This window comes from Rhodococcus yananensis, assembly GCF_020515525.1.
Taxonomy (GTDB): domain Bacteria; phylum Actinomycetota; class Actinomycetes; order Mycobacteriales; family Mycobacteriaceae; genus Rhodococcus; species Rhodococcus yananensis.
The window spans coordinates 48944-69919 of sequence record NZ_JAIYEP010000017.1 but is presented as its reverse complement, the minus strand read 5'-3'; the positions used below and the strand labels follow the sequence as shown (position 1 = coordinate 69919).

Annotated in this window: 19 protein-coding genes and 1 riboswitch; of the genes, 12 read left to right on the top strand and 7 right to left on the bottom strand. The window is 69.8% G+C overall.

Translation table 11 applies throughout. The annotated features are described in order from the left end of the window. Positions 1-116 precede the first annotated feature (116 nt). Positions 117-881: an HAD-IIA family hydrolase gene (locus tag LDQ05_RS06670; RefSeq protein WP_226436116.1), complete on the bottom strand. Its 765-nt coding sequence runs from the start codon at positions 879-881 to the stop codon at positions 117-119. 72 nt (positions 882-953) lie between these two features. Then, positions 954-1727 (bottom strand): sulfite exporter TauE/SafE family protein, encoded by a 774-nt coding sequence (locus LDQ05_RS06665; RefSeq protein WP_226436108.1) that lies wholly within the window; start codon positions 1725-1727, stop codon positions 954-956. A gap of 296 nt (positions 1728-2023) precedes the next feature. Between LDQ05_RS06665 and pta the strand changes: the two genes are divergently transcribed. Further along, complete coding sequence (pta, locus tag LDQ05_RS06660) at positions 2024-4105, top strand: phosphate acetyltransferase (RefSeq protein WP_226436107.1); 2082 nt, start codon at positions 2024-2026, stop codon at positions 4103-4105. After that, entirely contained in the window at positions 4102-5310 is a 1209-nt protein-coding gene (locus LDQ05_RS06655; RefSeq protein ID WP_226436106.1) for an acetate kinase, read from the top strand. Before pta ends, LDQ05_RS06655 begins: the two co-directional genes overlap by 4 nt. Before the next feature lie 37 nt (positions 5311-5347). Here LDQ05_RS06655 and LDQ05_RS06650 read toward each other — a convergent pair whose 3' ends face one another. From LDQ05_RS06650 to LDQ05_RS06640, 3 genes are read right to left on the bottom strand one after another with little or no spacing between them, the layout of a single operon-like run. Then, complete coding sequence (locus LDQ05_RS06650) at positions 5348-7666, bottom strand: serine/threonine-protein kinase (protein ID WP_226436105.1); 2319 nt, start codon at positions 7664-7666, stop codon at positions 5348-5350. 9 nt (positions 7667-7675) lie between these two features. Beyond that, a complete protein-coding gene (locus LDQ05_RS06645; RefSeq protein WP_264184526.1) occupies positions 7676-8665 on the bottom strand; it encodes a glutamate ABC transporter substrate-binding protein in 990 nt (329 codons plus the stop codon). Next, positions 8662-10023 carry a GlnX family signal transduction membrane protein gene (locus tag LDQ05_RS06640; RefSeq protein ID WP_226436104.1) on the bottom strand — a complete coding sequence of 454 codons (1362 nt, stop codon included), beginning with the start codon at positions 10021-10023 and terminating at the stop codon, positions 8662-8664. Before LDQ05_RS06640 ends, LDQ05_RS06645 begins: the two co-directional genes overlap by 4 nt. Before the next feature lie 132 nt (positions 10024-10155). Between LDQ05_RS06640 and LDQ05_RS06635 the strand changes: the two genes are divergently transcribed. Beyond that, on the top strand, positions 10156-11004 hold the full coding sequence (locus tag LDQ05_RS06635; RefSeq protein ID WP_226436103.1) for an NUDIX hydrolase: 849 nt from the start codon (positions 10156-10158) through the stop codon (positions 11002-11004). A gap of 22 nt (positions 11005-11026) precedes the next feature. On the opposite strand, the gene thiE is transcribed toward LDQ05_RS06635, so the two are convergent. Continuing rightward, entirely contained in the window at positions 11027-11725 is a 699-nt protein-coding gene (gene thiE, locus LDQ05_RS06630; protein ID WP_226436102.1) for a thiamine phosphate synthase, read from the bottom strand. A 26-nt stretch (positions 11726-11751) separates the two neighbouring features. Next, positions 11752-11864: riboswitch (TPP riboswitch) on the top strand. Here thiE and thiO point away from each other — a divergent pair. From thiO to LDQ05_RS06600, 6 genes are all read left to right on the top strand, one after another. Continuing rightward, the gene (thiO, locus tag LDQ05_RS06625) at positions 11863-12927 is read left to right on the top strand and encodes a glycine oxidase ThiO (protein WP_226436101.1); all 1065 of its coding nucleotides are present in this window, start codon (positions 11863-11865) and stop codon (positions 12925-12927) included. It overlaps the preceding riboswitch by 2 nt. Continuing rightward, entirely contained in the window at positions 12924-13133 is a 210-nt protein-coding gene (gene thiS / locus LDQ05_RS06620; RefSeq protein WP_226436100.1) for a sulfur carrier protein ThiS, read from the top strand. The genes thiO and thiS overlap by 4 nt, the downstream gene beginning before the upstream one ends. After that, positions 13126-13926 carry a thiazole synthase gene (locus LDQ05_RS06615; RefSeq protein ID WP_372461044.1) on the top strand — a complete coding sequence of 267 codons (801 nt, stop codon included), beginning with the start codon at positions 13126-13128 and terminating at the stop codon, positions 13924-13926. The genes thiS and LDQ05_RS06615 overlap by 8 nt, the downstream gene beginning before the upstream one ends. A 51-nt stretch (positions 13927-13977) precedes the next feature. Next, entirely contained in the window at positions 13978-14907 is a 930-nt protein-coding gene (locus LDQ05_RS06610; protein WP_226436099.1) for an ABC transporter ATP-binding protein, read from the top strand. Positions 14908-14921: 14 nt separating this feature from the next. After that, positions 14922-15689, top strand: coding sequence for an ABC transporter permease (locus LDQ05_RS06605; RefSeq protein WP_226436113.1), 768 nt, complete (start codon positions 14922-14924; stop codon positions 15687-15689). Positions 15690-15800: 111 nt separating this feature from the next. Beyond that, positions 15801-17261: a M28 family peptidase gene (locus LDQ05_RS06600; protein WP_226436098.1), complete on the top strand. Its 1461-nt coding sequence runs from the start codon at positions 15801-15803 to the stop codon at positions 17259-17261. A gap of 12 nt (positions 17262-17273) precedes the next feature. On the opposite strand, the gene thiD is transcribed toward LDQ05_RS06600, so the two are convergent. Beyond that, positions 17274-18122: a bifunctional hydroxymethylpyrimidine kinase/phosphomethylpyrimidine kinase gene (thiD, locus tag LDQ05_RS06595; protein WP_226436097.1), complete on the bottom strand. Its 849-nt coding sequence runs from the start codon at positions 18120-18122 to the stop codon at positions 17274-17276. 163 nt (positions 18123-18285) lie between these two features. On the opposite strand from thiD, the gene LDQ05_RS06590 reads away from it, so the two are divergent. From LDQ05_RS06590 to LDQ05_RS06580, 3 genes are all read left to right on the top strand, one after another. Continuing rightward, positions 18286-18630 (top strand): GNAT family N-acetyltransferase, encoded by a 345-nt coding sequence (locus tag LDQ05_RS06590; RefSeq protein ID WP_226436096.1) that lies wholly within the window; start codon positions 18286-18288, stop codon positions 18628-18630. Positions 18631-18717: 87 nt separating this feature from the next. Beyond that, positions 18718-19266 carry an NfeD family protein gene (locus LDQ05_RS06585; protein WP_226436095.1) on the top strand — a complete coding sequence of 183 codons (549 nt, stop codon included), beginning with the start codon at positions 18718-18720 and terminating at the stop codon, positions 19264-19266. Positions 19267-19284: 18 nt separating this feature from the next. After that, positions 19285-20919 (top strand): flotillin family protein, encoded by a 1635-nt coding sequence (locus LDQ05_RS06580; RefSeq protein WP_226436094.1) that lies wholly within the window; start codon positions 19285-19287, stop codon positions 20917-20919. Positions 20920-20976: the final 57 nt, after the last annotated feature.

Sequence of the window (20976 nt, the reverse complement as noted above, 5' to 3'; positions counted from 1 at the left end):
CCGCGCCCGAGCTTCAGTTCACGTTCGCGCAGGTCGGCGGGAACGAGTTCTTCGACGCGCCGGCGCATCATCTGGTAGCTCCGGCTACCAGAAACGCGCACGGGTCGTTTCGGGGGTCAGTCGTCGAAGGGTCGGGTGGTGCGACCGACGAGGTCGGCGACGGACTCCACGACGCGGGTCGGCCGGTACGGATACAGTTCCACCGACTCCCGGCTCGAGATGCCGGTGAGCACCAGCACGGTCTGCAGTCCGGCTTCGAGTCCGCACACGATGTCGGTGTCCATCCGGTCGCCGATCATCAGGGTGTGTTCGGAGTGGGCGCCGATCGCCCGCAGCGCCGACCGCATCATCAGCGCGTTCGGTTTCCCCACGAAGTACGGATCGCGACCGGTCGCACGGGTGATGAGCGCAGCCACCGAACCCGTCGCGGGCAGTGAGCCGTCCAGCGACGGTCCGGTGGGATCCGGGTTGGTGGCGATGAACCGGGCACCGCGCTCGACGAGCCGGATCGCCGTGGTGATGGCCTCGAACGAATAGGTGCGGGTCTCCCCGAGCACCACGTAGTCGGGGTCGGTGTCGGTGAGGACGTACCCGATGTCGTGCAGTGCCGTCGTCAACCCCGATTCGCCGACCACGTACGCCGACCCGCCCGGACGCTGACTCGCGAGGAACGTCGCGGTCGCCAGCGCCGACGTCCAGATCGACTCCTCGGGCACGTCGAGGCCGGTGCGCAGCAACCGCGCCCGCAGGTCACGCGGGGTCCGGATGGAGTTGTTCGTCAGCACCATGAACGGGATCCGTTCGGCGCGCAGCTCGTCGAGGAACCGGTCGGCGCCGGGGACGAGACTGTTCTCGTGGACGAGGACACCGTCCATGTCCATCAGGTAGTTCCAGGCCGGGGTGTCGGTGGGGGTGTCGTCCGCGTTCACGACCCCCAGTCTTCCACCGGATGCTCAGGCGAGCAGGCGATAGAGCCCGATCAGACCGACGACGACGATCACAGATCGCAGCGCCACCGGCGACAGTCGCCGCCCGTAGTGCGAGCCGAGCCACCCGCCGACGAGCGACCCGACGGCGATGAGCGCCGCGACCGTCCAGTTGATCCGATCGAACGCGACGAGGGTGTAGGACACGGCGGCGACGACGTTGACGATCAGCGACAGCAGGTTCTTCGCGGCGTTCTGTTTCTGGATGTGGTCGGTGAGGATCGCCCCGAACAGACCCATGAGCAGGATGCCCTGCGCCGCCGTGAAGTAGCCGCCGTAGGTGCCGACAGCGAACGTTCCGACGATCAGCAACGTCCACCGCACCGGTCCGAGACTGCCGTCGGCGTCGCCGCCGGCACGGCGCAACACCCACGCCTGGATCTTCGGTTGCAGCACCACGAGGGTGAGCGCGAGGATCAGCAGGACGGGGACGACCGTCTCGAACACCGTCTCCGGCAGGTTCAGCAGCAGCCACGAGCCGAGCAGCGCACCGGCGAAGGACGCGGGGATCTGCCAGCGCAGCCGCGGCCACTGCCCACGTAGTTCTCGGCGGTACCCCCACGTGCCGGACACGCCACCGGCGACGAGACCGATCGCGTTCGACATCGTCGCCGTCACCGGGGGTACCCCGAACGCGATGAGCGTGGGGAAGGTGATGAGGGTCCCGGAGCCGACGAGCGAGTTGATCGCACCGGCTCCGAGCCCGGCGAGGGCGACGAGGAACAGTTCGAGCGGGGTCACCGCGGGGAGTCTACTGAGCCTGGACCGGTGCGAAGACGACAGTGGTCGTGACGACCGGTGTGCGACGAATCCGAGAATCCCGCACGCAACTTCCCGTTCGACGCGCTCCGGTGGGCTTCGACGGGAGTGCGAGCGTGCACAGGATCGTCGAACGTGCCGGGTCGGGGTGCTCCTCGTCGTCCTGGCAGCCCGACCCGCGGGCGCCGGCGACGGCCCGCAGATGTGACCGGCGCCCCCGGGTAGCCTTCGCCACAGCGTCGGGGCACCTCGATGTGCACCGCACTAGGGTGACATCCATGAACGGCAAGGGAACGGTGTCGAGCATCTACATTGCTGCACCGGAGGGTGACACCGGGAAATCGACCGTTGCGCTGGGCGTCCTGCAGATGCTGTGCGCGTCCACGGCCCGGGTGGGGGTGTTCAGGCCGATCGCGCGTTCCGGCAGCGACACCGACTACATACTCGAGTTGCTGCTCGAGCACACCACCGTCGATGTCGACTACGAGGACTGCATCGGCGTGCTCTACGACGACGTGCACGCCGATCCGGAGGCGGCGCTCAGCGAGATCGTCAACCGGTACCACGCGGTCGCCGACAGGTGCGATGCCGTCGTGGTCGTGGGCAGCGACTTCACCGATGTCGGCAACCCGACGGAACTGTCGTACAACGCGCGGATCGCGGCGAACCTCGATGCGCCCGTCCTGTTGGTGCTGCGCGGATCGCGTCGCAGTGCCGACGATCTCGCGCAGCTCGCCGAGATGTGCGCGCACGAATTGTCGGCGCACCACGCGCATCTGGGCGCGACGGTCGTCAACCGCTGCGATCCGGACGAACTCGATGCGGTCGCCGCGGCGATGGCCGACCGCCCGGAACCGGTGTGGACGTTGCCGGAGACCCCCGTCCTGGTGGCCCCGACCATGTGGGAGTTGAAGGAGGCCGTCGACGGGCAGCTCTACAGCGGCGACCCCGACCTCCTGCAGCGTGAGGCATTGCGCATCATGGTCGGCGGCATGACCGCCGAACGGATCCTCGAACGCCTCACCGAGGGCATGGTGGTGATCGTCCCGGCGGACCGTTCCGAGGTGCTGCTGGCGTTGGTCGACGCGAATGCGGCGGAGGGATTCCCGACTCTCGCGGGCATCATCATGAACGGTGGACTGCTCCCGCATCCGGCGATCGCGCAACTGATGGCGGGGATGAAACCGAGCCTGCCGATCCTCACCACCGAACTCGGTACCTTCGACACCGCCGCGGCCGCCGACCGTACCCGTGGACGCATGGCGCTGGCGGCGCAACGCAAGATCGACACTGCGCTCGCGTTGATGGAACAGCACGTCGACGCGTCGGCGTTGCTCGAGCGGATGCGGTTGCCGAGGCCGTCGGTGACGACCCCGCAGATGTTCGAGTACCAGCTCGTCGACCGTGCCCGCGAACAGCGACGCCACATCGTGCTGCCCGAAGGCAGCGACGACCGGATCCTGCGGGCTGCGGGTCGGGTACTGCAACGGCGCATCGCCGACCTGACGATCCTCGGCGACGACGTTGCGGTCCGGCAACGGGCCGCGGAGCTGGGAGTGGACCTGTCGGCGGCGCGCGTCGTCGATCCCCGCACCTCCGAGCACGTCGACCGGTTCGCGGACGAGTACACGCGGCTACGCGCCCACAAGGGTATGACGGTCGAGCGGGCACGCGAGATCATGGGTGATGTCTCGTATTTCGGAACCATGATGGTGCACCTCGATCTCGCCGACGGCATGGTGTCCGGTGCCGCCCACACCACCGCACACACCATCCGGCCGTCGTTCGAGATCATCCGGACCGAACCCGGCGTCTCGACGGTGTCGAGCATCTTCCTGATGTGCCTGTCCGATCGGGTTCTGGCGTACGGCGACTGCGCGGTCGTGCCGGACCCCACCGCGGAACAGCTCGCCGACATCGCGATCTCGTCGGCGACGACGGCCGCGCGGTTCGGGATCGAACCGCGCGTCGCGATGCTGTCGTATTCGACGGGCGAATCGGGTTCGGGCGCCGACGTCGACAAGGTGCGGGAGGCGACCGCGCTGGTGCGGCAGCGCCGCCCCGACCTGCCCGTCGAGGGCCCCATCCAGTACGACGCGGCGATCGAACCGTCCGTGGCCGATGCGAAGCTGCCCGGTTCGGAGGTCGCGGGGAAGGCGACCGTGTTCGTCTTCCCCGACCTGAACACGGGCAACAACACCTACAAGGCGGTGCAGCGCAGCGCCGGCGCGGTCGCGGTCGGCCCCGTGTTGCAGGGACTGAACAAGCCGGTCAACGACCTGTCGCGCGGCGCGCTGATCCAGGACATCGTCAACACCGTCGCGATCACCGCGATCCAATCCCAGAAGGAGATGCAGTGAGTGCCGGACTGCCGGACACCGCCGGGACCGTCCTGGTCCTGAACTCGGGCTCGTCGTCGATCAAGTTCCAGCTGCTGCACCCCGAGACGGGTGACGCCCCGGCGCACGGGCTGATCGAGCGGATCGGTGAGCCGGAGGGGCGCATCGTCTTCCACCACACCGCGGGAACCGACGAGCACGTCGGGCGGATCCCCGACCACCGGTTCGGTCTGCGGAAGGTCCTCGAGATGCTCGAAGGTCTGGGCCGGCCGCTGCGGGAGGTGGGGATCGTCGCGGTCGGGCATCGCCTGGTGCACGGCGGCGCCGTGTTCTACGAGCCCACCCTCATCGACGACGACGTCGTGGCGACGGTCGCCGAACTCGCGGTGCTGGCGCCGCTGCACAATCCCGCGAACGTGATCGGAATGGAGGTCGCGCGGGAGGAACTTCCCGATGTGCCGCACGTCGGGGTGTTCGACACAGCCTTCTTCCATTCCCTGCCGGCCGCCGCCGCCACCTACGCGATCGATCGGGAGGTGGCGCGCGCCCACGGTGTTCGTCGCTACGGGTTCCACGGCACCTCGCACGAGTACGTGTCGGGGCGTGCCGCAGCGTTCCTCGGTCGGGAGACGACCGAGCTGAACCAGATCGTGCTGCATCTCGGCAACGGTGCGTCGGCATCCGCGATCGCGGGTGGACGGCCGATCGACACGTCGATGGGGCTGACCCCGCTCGAAGGGCTCGTGATGGGGACGCGCAGCGGCGACATCGATCCCGGGGTGCTCATGCATCTCAATCGGGCGGCCGGGATGGAAGTCGACGAGATCGATCGGTTGCTCAACCGGCAGTCGGGGCTGAAGGGATTGTCGGGGGTCAACGATTTCCGGGCGTTGCTCGGGCTCGTCGAGGAGGGGGACGCCGACGCGAAACTCGCCTACGACGTGTACGTGCATCGGCTCCGCAAATACATCGGCGCGTACCTCGTCGAACTCGGTGGTGTCGACACGATCGTGTTCACCGGCGGGGTCGGGGAGAACAACGTCGACGTGCGCCGCGACAGCCTCGCCGGGCTGCGCCGTCTCGGTATCGTCGTCGACCCGGACCGGAATGCGATGCCGAACGACGGTGAGCGACGTATCTCCGCGGACGGGTCGGAGGTGGAGGTGCTGGTGATCCCCACCGACGAGGAACTCGCCATCGCCCGTGCCGCAGCGGCGTTCTCGTAGCGACGCGAGTGGCGTCGCGGGGTTCGGACGGTCGGCGTCAGAACAGGCTGCGGGGACGCACCGCGTTCGCGCGGTCGACGAGTCCGTAGCGGCGGAGACGGTCCTTCACCTGCCGCGCCAGGTCGCGGTAGGCGCTCTCGGTGCCGTTCCGCAGTCCCCGCTCGGTGAAGGGGACGTCGAGGATGCGCTCGTGGTCGTGGTGGGCGCGGTGACCGGCGCGGACCCAGTCGAGTGCGGTGTTGAGGACGAGTGCGGTCAACTGCAACCGGCGGCCCTCGTCGGGGGGAAGTGACGCGATGCGCAGACCGGCCTGACGCAGATCGGCCTCGGTGAGCGCGTCGACGTCGCCGTCGTGGAGCAGGACCAGGGCGGCCGTCATGCCCGCGGTGTGGTGGTGACGTGACGTCTCGGGTACCTGGTCGAGGACGGCGACCGCCCCGGCGCGGTCGCCGCGCACGGTGAGTTGCCGCGCGAGTCCGAACGCCGCGCTCACCACGGTGTGGTCGGTGCGCCACACCGTGCGGTAGTAGTTCTCGCAGGTGGCCTGCCACGCACCGGGATCGGCGCTCTCCCAGTGCAGCAGGATCAGTTCGGACGTCGCGGCGAGCGCGAGCTTCGGGGCGAGTTCGCCCGGAAGTGCCTGGAGGACTTCGTGGAAACGGTCGTACGCATCCTGATAGCTCTCGCGCAGCAGGTTCGTCATGCCCGCGTACCAGTCGATCCGCCAGTGGAAGCCGACCTCGTGTTCGAGGTGCGTGAGTATCGCCGCGGCGCGCTCGGCGTCGGAGAGATCGAGGTGGGCGCGGACCTCGGCGAGGGTGAGTTCGCGGGAGAAGGCTGCGTCGGCGGTGCGTTCGGCACCGATCTCGCGGGCGTGCTTGAGCGAGTCCAGGGTCTGTCGGGGTTCGCTGTGCGCGGCGGCGGCGAGCAGGGGGGCGCTCGGATCGTCGGGGTCGAGTTGCGGAACGGGAAGTGAGGGCACGATGTCGCGGGGGGAGAGGGACTCGTCGTGGTCGACCCTCTCGGTGTGGTCGTCGGTGCGGGTGAGCGCTTCGTCGGTGCCGAACGTGGTTCGCGGCGGGGTGAACATGCGCGACAGTCCGGGGCGGTCGGACCCCGTCTGCTGGGCGAGGATCTCACGCAGCACCCCGGTGAGCTGCCCGGCCATCTCGTCGGCGGACGAGAAACGTTGCTCCGGATCGGGGTTCGTCGCGCGGAGCAGCAGCAGATGGTACGAGTCGTACTCGCCGAGCAGCGGCGCCTGCGCGACGTCGGGCAGTCCGTCGCTGTAGCGGCCCTTGTCGGAGGGCATGGCGAGCGTGAGGACGGCCAGGGTGCGTCCGACCGTGTAGATGTCGCTCGCGACGGTCGGTCCGGTCCGTGCGATCTCGGGCGCCTGGTAGCCGGGTGTGCCGTACAGGTAACCGTAGTCCTCGATGCCCGCGACGGCCCCGAGGTCGATGAGCTTGACCTGTTCGTCGGTGACCATGATGTTCTCGGGTTTGAAGTCGTTGTACACCAGACCCACCTCGTGCAGATAGCCCAGTGCGGGCAGCACCTCGAGGATGTAGCCGATGGCTTCGGTCACGGGCATGCGCCGACCGTCGGGGTAGGTGCGCAGCGCGTCGCGCAGTGAATGCCCGCCGACGTACTCCATGACGATGTACCCCATGGGGGTGCCGTCCGGTTGCGGGTGTTCGACGAAGTTGTAGATCCGCACGATGCCGGGATGCCCGACCTCGGCGAGAAACTGTTTCTCGGCGACCGCGACCGCCTGGGCCTCGGCGTCACCGGAATGGAGCAGACCCTTGAGCACCACCCACCGGTCGCTGACGTTGCGGTCGATCGCCAGATAGATCCAGCCGAGCCCGCCGTGCGCGATGCACCCCTGCACCTCGTACTGCCCGGCGACGAGATCCCCGGGGCCCAACGCCGGGGTGAACTCGAATCGGGTTCCGCACTTCGGGCAGGCACCGGACGTCTGCGCCGGTCCGGTGGCCGTGGTGCGTCCGACGGGGGTGCCGCACTTCCAGCAGAACCGTTTGCCCTCCGCGACGTGCGGGTCCGACAGCACCGCGGTGGTGGGATCGACCGGTGCGGGCACCGGCACGTCGACGAGGTCCGCGACCCGGCGGCGCCGGGTCGTGCGGGGTCGTGAGCGCCGCGTCGAGGTGCGCTGCGACGGCACCGACGATCGGCGGGTGTCCGGTCCGTCCGACGGCGCGGTGACCGCGACATCGGGTTCCGGTGCCGCGGCGCGCGAGGTGGGGACGTCGACGTCGCGGGGCGTCGCCGCGGTGGGGACGTCCGCGCCCGTCGCCTCCGGATCGGGAGTGTCGGGGTGGGGGCCGGTCACGAGATCACCTCAGTCCGAGTATGTCGCGGTCGGTGGGGCGGGCGTCGGTCCCAGGACGGAGAGATACCGGTCGTACAACTCGGCCCAGGTGCCGTCGGCGCGGATCCGCGCGAGGGTGCCGTTGACGAACCGGACGAGATCGTCGTTGCCGAGCGTGATCCCGATGCCGTACGGTTCGACCCCCAGCGAACGGCCGACGAGTTCGAGATACGGGTCCTGGGAGGCGAGCCCCGCGAGGATCGTGTCGTCGGTGCTCACCGCGTCGACCTGACGTTGCTGCAGCACCACGAGGCAGTCGGCCCACGTCGGTACGGTCAGGATCGACGCGGCCGGCTGTACCTGCTGCATCCGCGCCAGCGACGTGGTGCCCCGCGCGATGCACACGCGCCGGCCCGCGAGATCGGGCACGTCGGTGATGTCGGAGCCGCGGACCACCAGGATGCGTTGCTGCGCCCGGAAGTACACCGTCGAGAAATCCACGTGCTCGCGGCGTTCACACGTGATGCTCATGGTCTTGGCGACGATGTCGACGAGACCGTCCACGAGGGCCTGTTCGCGTTCCTCGGAGCTGAGGATGCGGAAGTCCACGGCGGTGCGGTCGCCGAGCAGGTCGTACGCGATCTCCCGGGCGATGTCGACGTCGAATCCGGTGATGAGCCCGGTCGCCGGATCCCGATAGCTCATCAGGTTGCTGCCGGTGTCGAGTCCGACGACGAGTCGGCCCCGCGCGCGGATCGCGTCGAGGGTGGGTCCGGTGTCGTCGCCCGTCGGCCGCAGGCTCGCGGTGGGGTCACCGCAGTCGGGTTCCGGTGGCGGCGCGGTCGGTGACGGCGCGAGGTAGGCCCCGTCGGGCATGGGCAGTGCCGATCGGGGCGCGATGTCCACGGTGTCGGTCGGCTCGATGTCGGAGGCACATCCGGCGACGAGCGCCGCCACGGCGCACAGGGCCGCTGCCGCGCCGGTGACGGTGCGGAAGAGCGGTGTTCTGCGGCGGCTCAATGGTACTCCCGGTATCGGGGGAACAGTCCGACGATGATGCACACCAACGCGACGATCGACAGCGCGATCGACATCGATGTCAGACCCGACAGGGTGCGGGACGCACGGAACTCGTTGTCGCGCAGTTCCGCGCGGGTCTCCTCGATGGCGTCGCCGAGCGCGGCGTCGACGGTCGCGGACTGCGCGGCCGTTTCGTCCGGGCCGGTTCCGGTCGCGAGGACCGCGGCCGCTTCGTAGTCGCCGCGCGCGAGGGCCGCGACGGTCCGGTTGTGCGATGCGATCCATGCGGTGCGGGCGGCGGCGGCGCGGGCCACGGCATCCCCTCCGATCTCGGCGCCGTCGTCGGTGTACCCGTCGAGGCGGTCCCCGAGCCGGGTCATGGAGTCGTCGAACGCGTGATCGTAGGTTCCGCTCGAGTCGCGGCGGGCCAGAAGCAGCGTTTCGGCGGTGCGGGCCTGCTGCGCGAGGATCCTGCTCTCGGTGAGCGTCGCGAGTGGGCGGGCGCCCTGTTCGAGGGCTCGTTGCGTCGCACTCGACGATGCCAGCCCCGCGATGAGCAGCCAGCACAGCAGCACTCCCATCGCACCGATCGCGAGGAGCAATCCGAGGTTGAACGTGCGATGAGTCCTCCGGCTGACCAGCACGTGCGCGATGCACATGGCGGTGACGGTGAGGATCAGCAGCCCGATCGCCACCCACGGTGGTCGCACCGCCGCCCGCTGCGTGGATCCCACCGCGTCGACACCCTGGGTGTGGAGTTCCTGCGCGACCGGCAGCATCGTGTTCTGCATCAGGGCCGAGGCTTCGCTCAGATACGCCGACCCGACGGGATTTCCGGTGCGGTTCGCGGTGCGCGCCGTCTCGATCAGGCCCGCGTAGATCGGGAGGGTGCGGGCGATCTCCGCGACGTTCTGCGCCCCGAGCCGATCCTCCTCCGCCAATCCTGCCGCGGCGACCACGAGTTGCACCGACGCCTCGTCGATCGCCGCGTGGTACCGGTCGCGGACCGCGACCGGTTCGATGCCTCCGGCGATGAACCCGGTGGTGGCGGCGGCGTCGGCGACCGACAGGGCGCTGTAGAGATCCTGCGCTGCGTTCGCGAGCGGCTCGACGGTGGTGAGCAGCCGATCGTGGGTGGCCTTGCGACCGTTGACGGCCTGCGCGGAAACAGCCCCCGACGCGATGACGAGTGCGGCGAGGACGATCCCGAGCGCGACCAGCTTCGCGGGTGTGGAGCGCAGGACGTCGCGCCACCTGTCGGTGCGTTCGCCCCATCTGCCCGGATCCTCGGTAGTCTGGGCTGCACCCGAATCGGACACCGGTGGTGAGTTGTCGGACAGCGACGCGTGCACGTGCACCGCACACCCCTTTCGTCCGACACCGGTCTGTGGCGAGCATATAAGCAGGCCGAGCGACGGGGGTGGTCGTGCGCGGTCACGGCCGGTCGCGGCGGTGGCGGGCAGGCGCGACCGGGCAGGAAGGTGGATGCGATGCAAGGCGACGGGGACGGCTGGGCCACGGGACCCGACGGTGAACTCCGATGGGGTCGGCACGGTGCCGCCGGGTTGTTGCTGCGCGCGCCGCTCGCCGACGGCACCCCCGCGGTGTTGCTGCAGCACCGTGCGGCGTGGAGTCACCAGGGCGGTACCTGGGCGTTGCCGGGTGGTGCCCGCGACAGTCACGAGAGCACGGTGGACGCCGCCGTGCGTGAGGCCCACGAGGAAGCCGGGATCGACGTCGGTTCCGTGGCGGTCCGAGCGCAGCGGGTGACCTCCGGCGCGAGCAGTGGCTGGACGTACACCACGGTCGTCGCCGACGCCCCCGCACCGCTCGACACCACGCTGAACCAGGAGAGCACCGAACTGCGGTGGGTACCCGAGGACGACGTCGAGACGATGGCCCTGCACAGCGGGTTCGCGCAGTCCTGGCCGTCGCTGCGGACCCGGCCGGTGCGGATGCTGCTCGACACCGCGAACATCCTCGGATCCCGCGGACCGACCGGCTGGTGGCGCGACCGCCCCGGCGCGACCGCGACGCTCCTCGCCGAGATCGCCGGCGCGGTGCCGCGCACCGTCGAACTGCCCGACGACGTGTTCGGGTGGGTGTCGCGCGTCGAAGCGGTGCTGGAAGGGCGGGCCCGCACCGCGGTCGTCGACGACGCTCGGGTTCCGGTACACACCGCCGAGGGCAGCGGCGACGACGAACTCGCCCGCCTCGCCACCGTCACCGCGGTGGACGCGGATGTGACCGTCGTCGTCACCGCCGACCGCGGCCTGCGCGACCGGTTGCCGCGCGGCACCGTGGCGTTGTCGCCGTCGGCGGTGCTGGGCTGGCTGTGAACGCGGCGACGTTCCGTCGCGACTACTGCGAGGTTCCGTCGAGCGCCGCCGCGAGCGCTGCGGCGGCCGCGCGTGGATCCTCCGCCTTCGTGATGGCGCGGACCACCGCGATGCGACCCACTCCGGCCTCCACGAGTTGCGGCAGCCGCTCGAGGTCGACACCGCCGATCGCGAACCACGGGCGCCGCGGCCGCAGGCCGACGACCTCGCGGATCACCTCGAGCCCGTTGGCGGTGCGTCCCGGTTTCGTGGGGGTGTCCCACACCGGACCGGACGCGAAGTAGTCGACGCCCTCCTCGAGGTCCGCCAGGGCCGCCTGCCCACGGGTGGTGGTGGACCGACCGATGATCATCTCGTCACCGACGATCCGGCGGGCCTGCGCCACCGGGAGGTCACCCTGACCGAGGTGCAGGATGTCGGCGCCGGCCGTCAGTGCGAGGTCGGCGCGGTCGTTGACGGCGAGCAACGCACCGTGCCGGGCGCACGCGTCGGCGATCACCTCGAGCGCGGCGAGTTCGTCACGTGCCTCGATCCGGCCGAATTTCTTCTCACCGGCCGAATCCTTGTCGCGGAGCTGGACGATGTCGACGCCGCCCGCGAGTGCCTCTTCGACGAAACGCGCCAGGTCACCGGTGTCGCGCCGGGCGTCGGTGCACAGGTACAGGCGCGCGGTCGCGAGGCGCGCGCGAAGATCGGGACGGTTGCCGCGGTGGGAGCTCACGCACAAGACGGTAACCTTTCCGGAGAACATGACGACACGGGAGTCCCGAGGAACACGGGGCTGAGAGGGGGCCTGCCGGCCCCGACCGTTATGACCTGACCCGGATCATGCCGGCGCAGGGAGTGAGGTGGTTTTCGATGTCGACCCTGTCCGTTGTCGGAGGCGGAGTGATCGGGCTGTCCGTCGCGTGGCGGGCCGCCCACGCCGGTTGGACCGTCACGGTGCACGACCCGGACCCCGGTTCGGGTGCATCCTGGGTGGCCGGAGGGATGCTCGCGCCGCTGTCGGAGGGCTGGCCGGGGGAGGAGGACGTCCTCGCGTTCGGCGCGGCGTCCCTCGACCGTTGGCCCGGGTTCGCGCGGCACCTGCGGGACGCCACCGGCACGGACGTGTTCACCTCGACCGCGTCGATGACCGTTGCGCTCGACGCCGCCGACGCCGCGGACCTGCGGACGGTCGCCGACTGGGTGCGGGCGCAGGGGTACGAGATGCGGACACTCGGCCGCGCCGACATCCGGGACCTCGAACCCGCGCTGGGTCCCCGCATCCGATTCGGGTTGCTGGCCCCCACCGAACTGTCCGTCGACAACCGGGCGCTCGTCGACGCGCTGCGCCGCGCCGCGTCCGCGGCGGGTGTCCGGTTCGTCGCGGCACCCGTGCGGGACGTCGCGGAGCTGACCGACGACCGGGTCGTCCTCGCCGCGGGGTCGGCATCGGCGCGGCTGTGGCCGGGACTGCCCGTGCGTCCCGTCAAGGGAGAGGTCCTGCGGTTGCGGGTACGGCCCGGTGCCACCCCGCCGCCGCGGCACACCGTGCGCGCGAGTGTCCACGGGAGGCCCGCCTATCTGGTTCCGCGCGGTGACGGACTGGTCGTCGGTGCCACCCAGTACGAGGCCGCGGACACCGAGGTGACCGTCGCGGGGGTGCGCGACCTGATCGCCGACGCCGAGATCCTGCTGCCCACGATCGGCGAATACGCGTTGTACGAGGCGAGCGCGGGACTACGACCCATGAGCCCCGACAACCTGCCGTTGATCGGCCGATTGTCCGAGCGGGTGATCGTCGCGACGGGGCACGGCCGCAACGGCGTGCTGTTCACGCCGCTCACGGCCGACGCGGTCCTCGCCGAACTGGCCGACGATCCGATGCCCGAGGCGAAGCGCGCCGACCATCGACGATTCACGGAGGAGAAGCTGCGATGACCATTCCGGTGGCCGTCACCGTCAACGGTGAGGAGATGACGTTCGGGCGGGAGCCCGCAGTGAGCGACCTGATCGCCCGAATGGGGTTGCCCGACAAAGGTATCGCCGTCGCCGTCGACGGTGTGGTGTGCCCGCGCGGACGCTGGTCCGAGCCGGTCGCGCGCGGCGCGTCCGTCGAGATCCTCACGGCGGTGCAGGGTGGCTGAGCACGCGACCGCGGAGCGCACGCACCCCGGCGACGACCTGCCGGTCTTCACGATCGAGGGAAAGACCTTCGGGTCCCGGCTGATCACGGGCACCGGCGGCGCGGCGAACCTCGCCGTGCTCGAGGAGGCCCTCGTGGCGTCCGGCACCGAACTGACCACCGTCGCGATGCGCCGCGTCGACGCGACCTCCGGCACCGGCGTGCTGGACCTGCTGCGTCGACTCGGCATCGACCCGCTGCCCAACACCGCGGGCTGTCGCGGCGCGAAGGAAGCGGTGCTCACCGCGCAACTCGGCCGGGAAGCCCTCGAAACCGACTGGGTGAAACTCGAAGTCATCGCAGACGAACGGACCCTGCTGCCCGACGCCCTCGAACTGGTCGCGGCCGCCGAGCAACTCGTCGACGACGGATTCGTCGTCCTGCCGTACACCACAGACGACCCGGTCCTCGCGCGCCGGCTCGAGGACGTCGGCTGCGCCGCCGTCATGCCCCTCGGGTCACCGATCGGCACCGGACTCGGTGTCGCCAACCCCCACCACATCGAGATGATCGTCGAGTCCGCCGGAGTGCCGGTGATCCTCGACGCCGGCATCGGTACCGCCTCCGACGCGGCCCTCGCGATGGAACTGGGGTGCGACGCGGTGCTCCTCGCCACCGCCGTCACCCGCGCCGGGGATCCCGCGCTGATGGCGTCGGCGATGCGCCACGCCGTCGAAGCAGGATTCCGCGCGCGACATGCCGGACGCATCCCGAAACGCTTCTGGGCGCAGGCATCGTCGCCGCTCGAGCCGTAGCGCACGCTCGGATCACTGCGAGCAGGGCCGTTTTCCGGCAGGCTGTCACCCATGATCGAAGTGACCGGACTGACCAAGACCTACGGGTCCACGACCGCGGTCGACGACGTGACGTTCACGGTCCGCCCCGGCATCGTCACCGGATTCCTCGGCCCCAACGGTGCCGGGAAGTCCACGACGATGCGCATGATCCTCGGCCTCGACACCCCGACCGCGGGTACCGCGCTGATCGAGGGTAAGCGCTACCGGGAGTTGACCAGGCCGATGCGTACCGTCGGCGCACTGCTCGACGCGAAATGGGTGCACCCGAACCGCTCCGCCCGCGCGCACCTGCGGTGGCTCGCCGCATCGAACGGTCTGCCCGATTCGCGCGTCGACGAAGTGCTGCGGCAGGTCGGTCTGACCGAGGTCGCCGGGAAACGCGCCGGCGGATTCTCGCTCGGTATGTCGCAACGACTCGGCCTCGCCGGCGCGCTGCTCGGTGATCCGCGGGTGCTGCTGTTCGACGAACCCGTCAACGGCCTCGACCCCGAGGGCATCGTGTGGATCCGCCGGTTCATGCAGGCTCTCGCCGCGGAGGGCCGCACCGTTCTCGTGTCGAGTCACCTGCTGTCGGAGATGGCGCAGACCGCTGATCACCTCGTGGTCATCGGTCGCGGCAAGCTGATCGCCGACACCTCCGTGAAGGAGTTCGTGGACCGCGCCTCCGAAGACGTCGTGATGGTGCGCAGCCCCCAACTCGACGAGCTGCGCGCGGCGCTGACCGAACGTGGCCACACGGCCGTCGACGACGACGGTGCGTTGCGCGTGTCCGGTGCGACGACGGCGGAGGTCGGCGAGCTCGCCGCCGCCCGTTCGATCGTGCTGCACGAACTGGCCGGACGCAGCGCGTCGCTCGAGGACGCGTTCATGAAACTGACCGGCGGGGACGTCGAGTTCCACGGCACCGGTGTCGACGACATGATGAAGGGCGGACTGTGATGGCGTCGATCGCCTTGGAGACGATGCGTGCCGAACGCATCAAACTGACGTCGGTGCAGTCACCGTGGTGGTGTTTCGCGGTGATCGTCGCGCTGGGTCTCGGGTTCGCGGCGATGATCGGCGCGGTGGCCCGGTCGTCGATGTCCATCGATGATCCGGCGGGCAGGTTCCATCCGACGATCGACGCGGCAGTCGGTGGTGTCACCGGGTTCGGGGTCCTCGTCCTGATGATCCTGGCCGCGTTGTCGGTGACGAGCGAATACCGGTTCGGCGTCATCCGCACGACGTTCATCGCGATGCCGAACCGCCCGCTCGTGCTCACCGTCAAATCCGTGTTCATCGGTGTGCTCGGCGCGATCCTCACCGGTGTCGTGGGTCTGATCGCCGTGTACATCACGAAGGCGGTTGCGGGAGAGGAGGCCGGCGCACAGTTGGTGTTCGACGGGGATGCCGGGTGGCGGCCCGTCTACGGCATCCCGCTGTTCGCGTTCTTCGCGGTGGTCCTCGCCGTCGGGGTCGGGACGCTGCTGAGGCAGTCCGCCGGCACCATCGCGCTGCTGCTGTTGTGGCCGCTGCTCATCGAGTCGTTGTTCAATCTGTTCGGGTCCTTCGGGCGCGAAGTCATGCCGTTCCTGCCGTTCGCCAACGCGAACCACTTCCTCGGCATCGAACAGAGCGTGGACTTCCACTGGGGACCGTGGGGGTCCCTGGTGTACTTCGCCGTGTTCACGCTGGTCGTCTTCGGGATCTCGTTGCTGGTGGTCGACAGGCGCGACGCCTGATCCGCCGTTCCCGCGGACGGAATCGGCTCCCACCGCCGCAACAGCAGCCGCGGGAGCCGAACACGCCCGCGGGAACCGACCGCGGGCGTGGTGCGCGGGTACGCTCGGCGGATGGTGTGCACCGGGTGGGGACGGTTCGGATGCGTGATCGTGGCGGCGGTCGTGCTGGCGGGATGCTCGAGCGATCCCGAACCACCGCCACCGATCGATGCGCCGGCGCTCGCCGACGCGGTGACCGTCGACGCGGTCACGGCACACCTGGTGGAACTCGACCGTATCGCGGGCGAACACGACGGTAACCGGGCGCTCGGCACCTCCGGCTACGACGCGAGCGTCGACTACGTCGCCGGTGCGCTGCGCAACGCCGGATTCGACGTACGGACCCCGGAATTCGACGCCACCCTGTTCGGCGTCGAGGCGCAGTCGCTGACCGTCGACGGCGTCGACGTGCCGGTGCGTGCGTTGGGCCTGTCACCGAGCACAGGACCCGACGGGCTCACCGCACCCGTCGTGCGGGTTCCGCTCGACGACACACCCGGATGCGACGCGACCGACTACGACGACCTCGACGCCGCCGGCGCGATCGTGGTCGTCGACCGCGGCGTGTGCACGTTCGCGGTGAAGGAACAGGTCGCCGCGGACAGCGGTGCGGCAGCCCTGCTGGTGGTCAACAACGAGGACGGCCCGCTCGCCGGGGCCGCGTTGTCGGAGCAGACCGAACCGCGTATCCCGGTCGGCGGGGTGAGTGCGGCGGACGGGCAGCGGTTCGCGGTCGCGACCTCGGCCGCACTGACCCTCGACACGCGCACCGAACGACAGACCTCCCGCAACGTGATCGCGCAGACCACCACGGGATCCACCGACGACGTGGTGGTCGTCGGGGCACACCTCGACAGCGTGCCCGAGGGCCCGGGCATCAACGACAACGGCAGCGGTGTCGCGGCGGTTCTCGAAACCGCGCTGCAACTCGGTCCCGATCCGGCCGTGACGAACGCCGTGCGGTTCGCGTTCTGGGGAGCCGAGGAGGTCGGACTCGTGGGGTCGAGTCGTTACGTCGAATCGTTGTCACCGGAGGAACGCGACGCGATCGCCCTGTATCTGAACTTCGACATGCTCGGTTCCCCGAACCCCGGGTACCTGTTGTTCGACGGTGACGACTCCGACGGGGTCGGCGCCGGCCCGGGGCCGGAAGGGTCCGCGGGGATCGAACGCACATTCGCCGGATTCTTCGCGGGCCGGGGGATCGACGCGGGCGGAACCGATTTCGACGGTCGATCCGATTACGGTCCGTTCATCGCCGTCGGCATACCGGCCGGTGGTGTGTTCAGCGGAGCCGAGGAACCGAAGACCCCGGAGCAGGCCGGCGAGTGGGGCGGACACGCCGACGAGCCCTTCGACCCCAACTACCACGCACCCGAGGACGATCTCGCCAACATCGATCGCGAGGCGCTCGCGGTGAACGCGGCGGCCGTCGCGTACGGAACCGCGGTGTACGCGCTGTCGATCGAGGGTCCCGACGGCGTACCGAGCGGTGAGGTGCGCGCGCAGGCACGGGCGGAGTTCACCGAATAGCGGCGAAACGATTCAGGGTGCCTCGTGGAGGCGCCACATCGGGTTGACCGGACCGTGGCCGTGCCCGAGGTCGTACGACCACTCGAGGCAGCGGGTGACCCACTCCTTCGCGAACGCCACCGCGTCCGGCACCGACCGACCGTGCGCCAGCGCGGACGCGATCGCCGCGGCGAGGGTGTCGCCGCCGCCGTGATCGTTGCCGGTGTCGATCCGCGGGCTCGTGAATTCGAGGAAGCGATCGCCGTCGAACAGCAGGTCGGTGCTGTCCGCGGACGTCCGCAGATGCCCGCCCTTGACGATCGCCCATTGCGCACCGAGTGCGTGCAGGGCCTCGGCGCCGCGGCGCGCGGTCGCATCGTCGACCACGTCGATGCCGGTGATCAGACGGATCTCGTCGAGATTGGGGGTGACGACGGTGGCCTGCGGGATCAGGACCGTGCGGACCGCGTCGAGGGCCTCGGCGTGCAGGAGTGCGTCGCCGTGCATGGACGCGCAGACCGGGTCCACCACGAGAGGCACGGCGCGCCCCTTGCCGATCCCGACCTCGGCGCACACCGCGGCGACGGCCTCGATGATCTCGGTGGACGCCAGCATGCCCGTCTTGGCGGCCGACACGCCGATGTCGTCGACGACGCACCGCACCTGCGCGGCGACGGTGTCCGGCGGGATCTCGTGGAAGCCGGTGACGCCGACCGAGTTCTGCACCGTCACGGCCGCGACGGCGACGCAGGCGTGCACACCGCACAGCGCCATGGTGCGGGAATCGGCCTGGATTCCCGCGCCGCCGCCGGAATCGGTGCCGGCGATGGTCAGTGCGCGAACCGGGGTCTCCCCGCGCGGAGCCAAGGGCAGCAGTTTCACGGTGCAAGACCATACCGGGGTGTGCGCGGGCTCCGATCGGCAGTGGCGACGTCCTCCGAACGAAGGACAGGGGTGGCCGGGGAGCTTCTCCTCTAACGTGCACGGTGTACGTGTTCTATAGTGGCGTGCGTCACATCAGCACCACACCCCACCGGAGGCGTTCATGATCAACCTGTCGTCCGTCGAAGTGTCGGACAACGCCGATCAGAACCGGTTCGAGCTGCGACTCAACGGCGACCTCGTGGGGATACTCGGCTACTACGACACGGGGCGTCCCTCCGGTGTCCCGGCGGGCTCGCACCCTGTCGTCGACTTCCTCCACACCGTCATCGTCGAGGACTTCGGGCACCGGGGACTCGCCGGGGTGCTCGTCGGTGGTGCCCTGGACGAGGCGCGTCTGCGTGGCTGGCGGGTGCGGCCCGTGTGCACGTACGTGCAGCGGTTCCTCGCCGCGCATCCGGACTATCTCGACCTGACCGTGCCGCTCGAGGCGGTGCCCGACCGGTAGGGCTACACCGGTCGGTGCCCCGCACAGGATGAACCCTGCCCGAATCGCCCGGCTCGGATATCATCGGCCGCATCCGGAGGGGGGAACATGTCCGTCGCGTTCGTCGTGTGCTTCGTGGTGGGCCTCGTGGGCATCGTCGGCTCGCTCGTCGTCGGCGAACTCGGTGAGCTCACCGGTGGGGCGGGCGGTGACGGGATGCCGATTCTCGGGCCGACCACGATCGCGACCGCGCTCTTCGGGATCGGTGCAGGCGGGATGGTCGCAGCGGGTTTCGATCTCGGTGTGGTGTCGTCGCTCCTGGTGGCGGTGCTCGGAGGCGGTGTGCTCGTCTCGCTGACCCACGGTCTGCTGCTGCCCTATCTGCTTCGGCAGCAGGCCAATTCGCATGTGGGGCGCGACTCCTACATCGGTGCGCTGGGGACGGTCACCCTGGCCCTCGCCCACGGCGGATGGGGCGAGGTGTCGTTCACCGACGAGGACGGTGGCCGGGTCCGCGCCCGCGCCGTGACCGAGGAACCCCGGGATCTGCCGGTGGGCACCCGCGTGTACATCGCCGACGTCGACCCCGACTACGTGCACGTCGTCGCCGTGCCCGATGCCTCCGATCCGGATCTGCAAGTCCCCGAATCGAACTGAAACGAAGGTCGAGGAACGATGGTGTCGATCATTCTGGTGGCTGTGGCGGTGGCGCTCGTCGTCTTCGTCGTGCTGCCGCTCGTGTACGTCCGGAACTACATCAAGGTTCCGCCCAACGAGGTCGCGGTCTTCACCGGCCGCGGCAAGCCGAAGGTGGTCCGCGGCGGGGCCCGCTTCAAGATTCCGGGCCTCGAGCGCGTCGACATCATGTCGCTCGAACCGTTCGACGTGAACATCGGCCTCGAGAACGCGTTGTCCAACGACGGCGTGCCCGTCAACGTCGAAGCGGTCGGCCTGGTCCGCATCGGATCGAACGACGAGGCGGTGCAGACCGCCGTGCAGCGCTTCCTCACGTCCGATCTGCGGGCTCTGCGCGCGCAGATCAACGACATCCTCGCGGGCTCGCTGCGCGGCATCACCGCGACCATGACGGTCGAGGACCTCAACTCCAATCGTGATTCGCTGGCCCGCAGCGTCGTCGACGAGGCCGGTGGCGACCTCGCGCGGATCGGGATGGAGGTCGACGTCCTCAAGATCGCCGGGATCTCCGACTTCAACGGGTACCTCGAATCCCTCGGTCAGCGACGGATCGCCGAGGTCAAGCGCGACGCCGCGGTCGGCACCGCGGAGGCGGAACGCGATGCGCAGATCCGGTCGGCGAAGGCCCGTCAGGAAGGGTCGGTCGCCCAGGCCGAGGCCGACACCGCCATCGCCACGGCCAATCAGAAGCGCGACATCGAGCTCGCGCGGCTGCGCGCGCAGACCGAGGCGGAGAACGCCCAGGCAGACCAGGCCGGTCCGCTGGCGCAGGCGCAGGCCGAGAAGGCCGTCGGGATCGCGCGGGAAGAGGCCGAGGCCGCGCGGGTGCTCGCCCGTACCGAGGTCGAACGGCGTCGCGCCGAGCAGTCCCAGGCCGCCCTCGAAGCGGACGTGATCGCCCCCGCGGAAGCGGAGAAGCAGGCGTCCGTCGCCCGCGCCGAGGGGGAGCGGCAGTCGACGATCCTGCGGGCGCAGGCGCAGGCGGAGTCGGCACGGCAGACCGGTGCGTCCCAATCCGACGCGCGCAAGCTCGTCGCCGACGCGGTGCGTGCCGAGCAGCAGGCCGAGGCGGATGGACTTCGCGCACGTCTCGAGGCCGAGGCCGAGGCGCGCAAGGTGGCCGCCGATTCGTTGCGTGCGGAGCAGCAGGCGGAAGCGGACGGTCTGCGCGCGAGGCTCGAGGCGGAAGCGGACGGGTTGCGGGCCAAGCTGGAAGCGGAGGCGGACGGCAAGCAGAAGGTCGCCGAGGCGCTCAACGCCTACTCGCCGCAGGCCGCGCGGTTGCTCACGCTGCCGGACGTGCTCGCCGCGCTCGTCGATGCGACCGCAGCCGCGGCGAAACCGGTCGGCGACATCGATCGGATCTCGATCGTCGGTGGTTCGGACGCGGCGCAGAGCTCGCTCGGTTCGGTTCTCGGGATCAGCCCGCAGGTCGTCGCGGGAGTGATCGAGACCCTCGAATCCTCCGGTGTCGACGTCACCGGGATGTTGAATTCGCTGGGCGACCGCCGTGCCGAGCAGGCGCCGGACGTCGTGCGCGACCCCGCCGAGCACGGTGAGGCCCGGGTCGTCCACAACGGTGTCGACGTGGCGGGTCCGGCGGCAGAATTGTGAGCACTGCTCTTGCGTGAGACCTCCCAAGAGTGAACACTGATCTCTGAAGAGATCGAC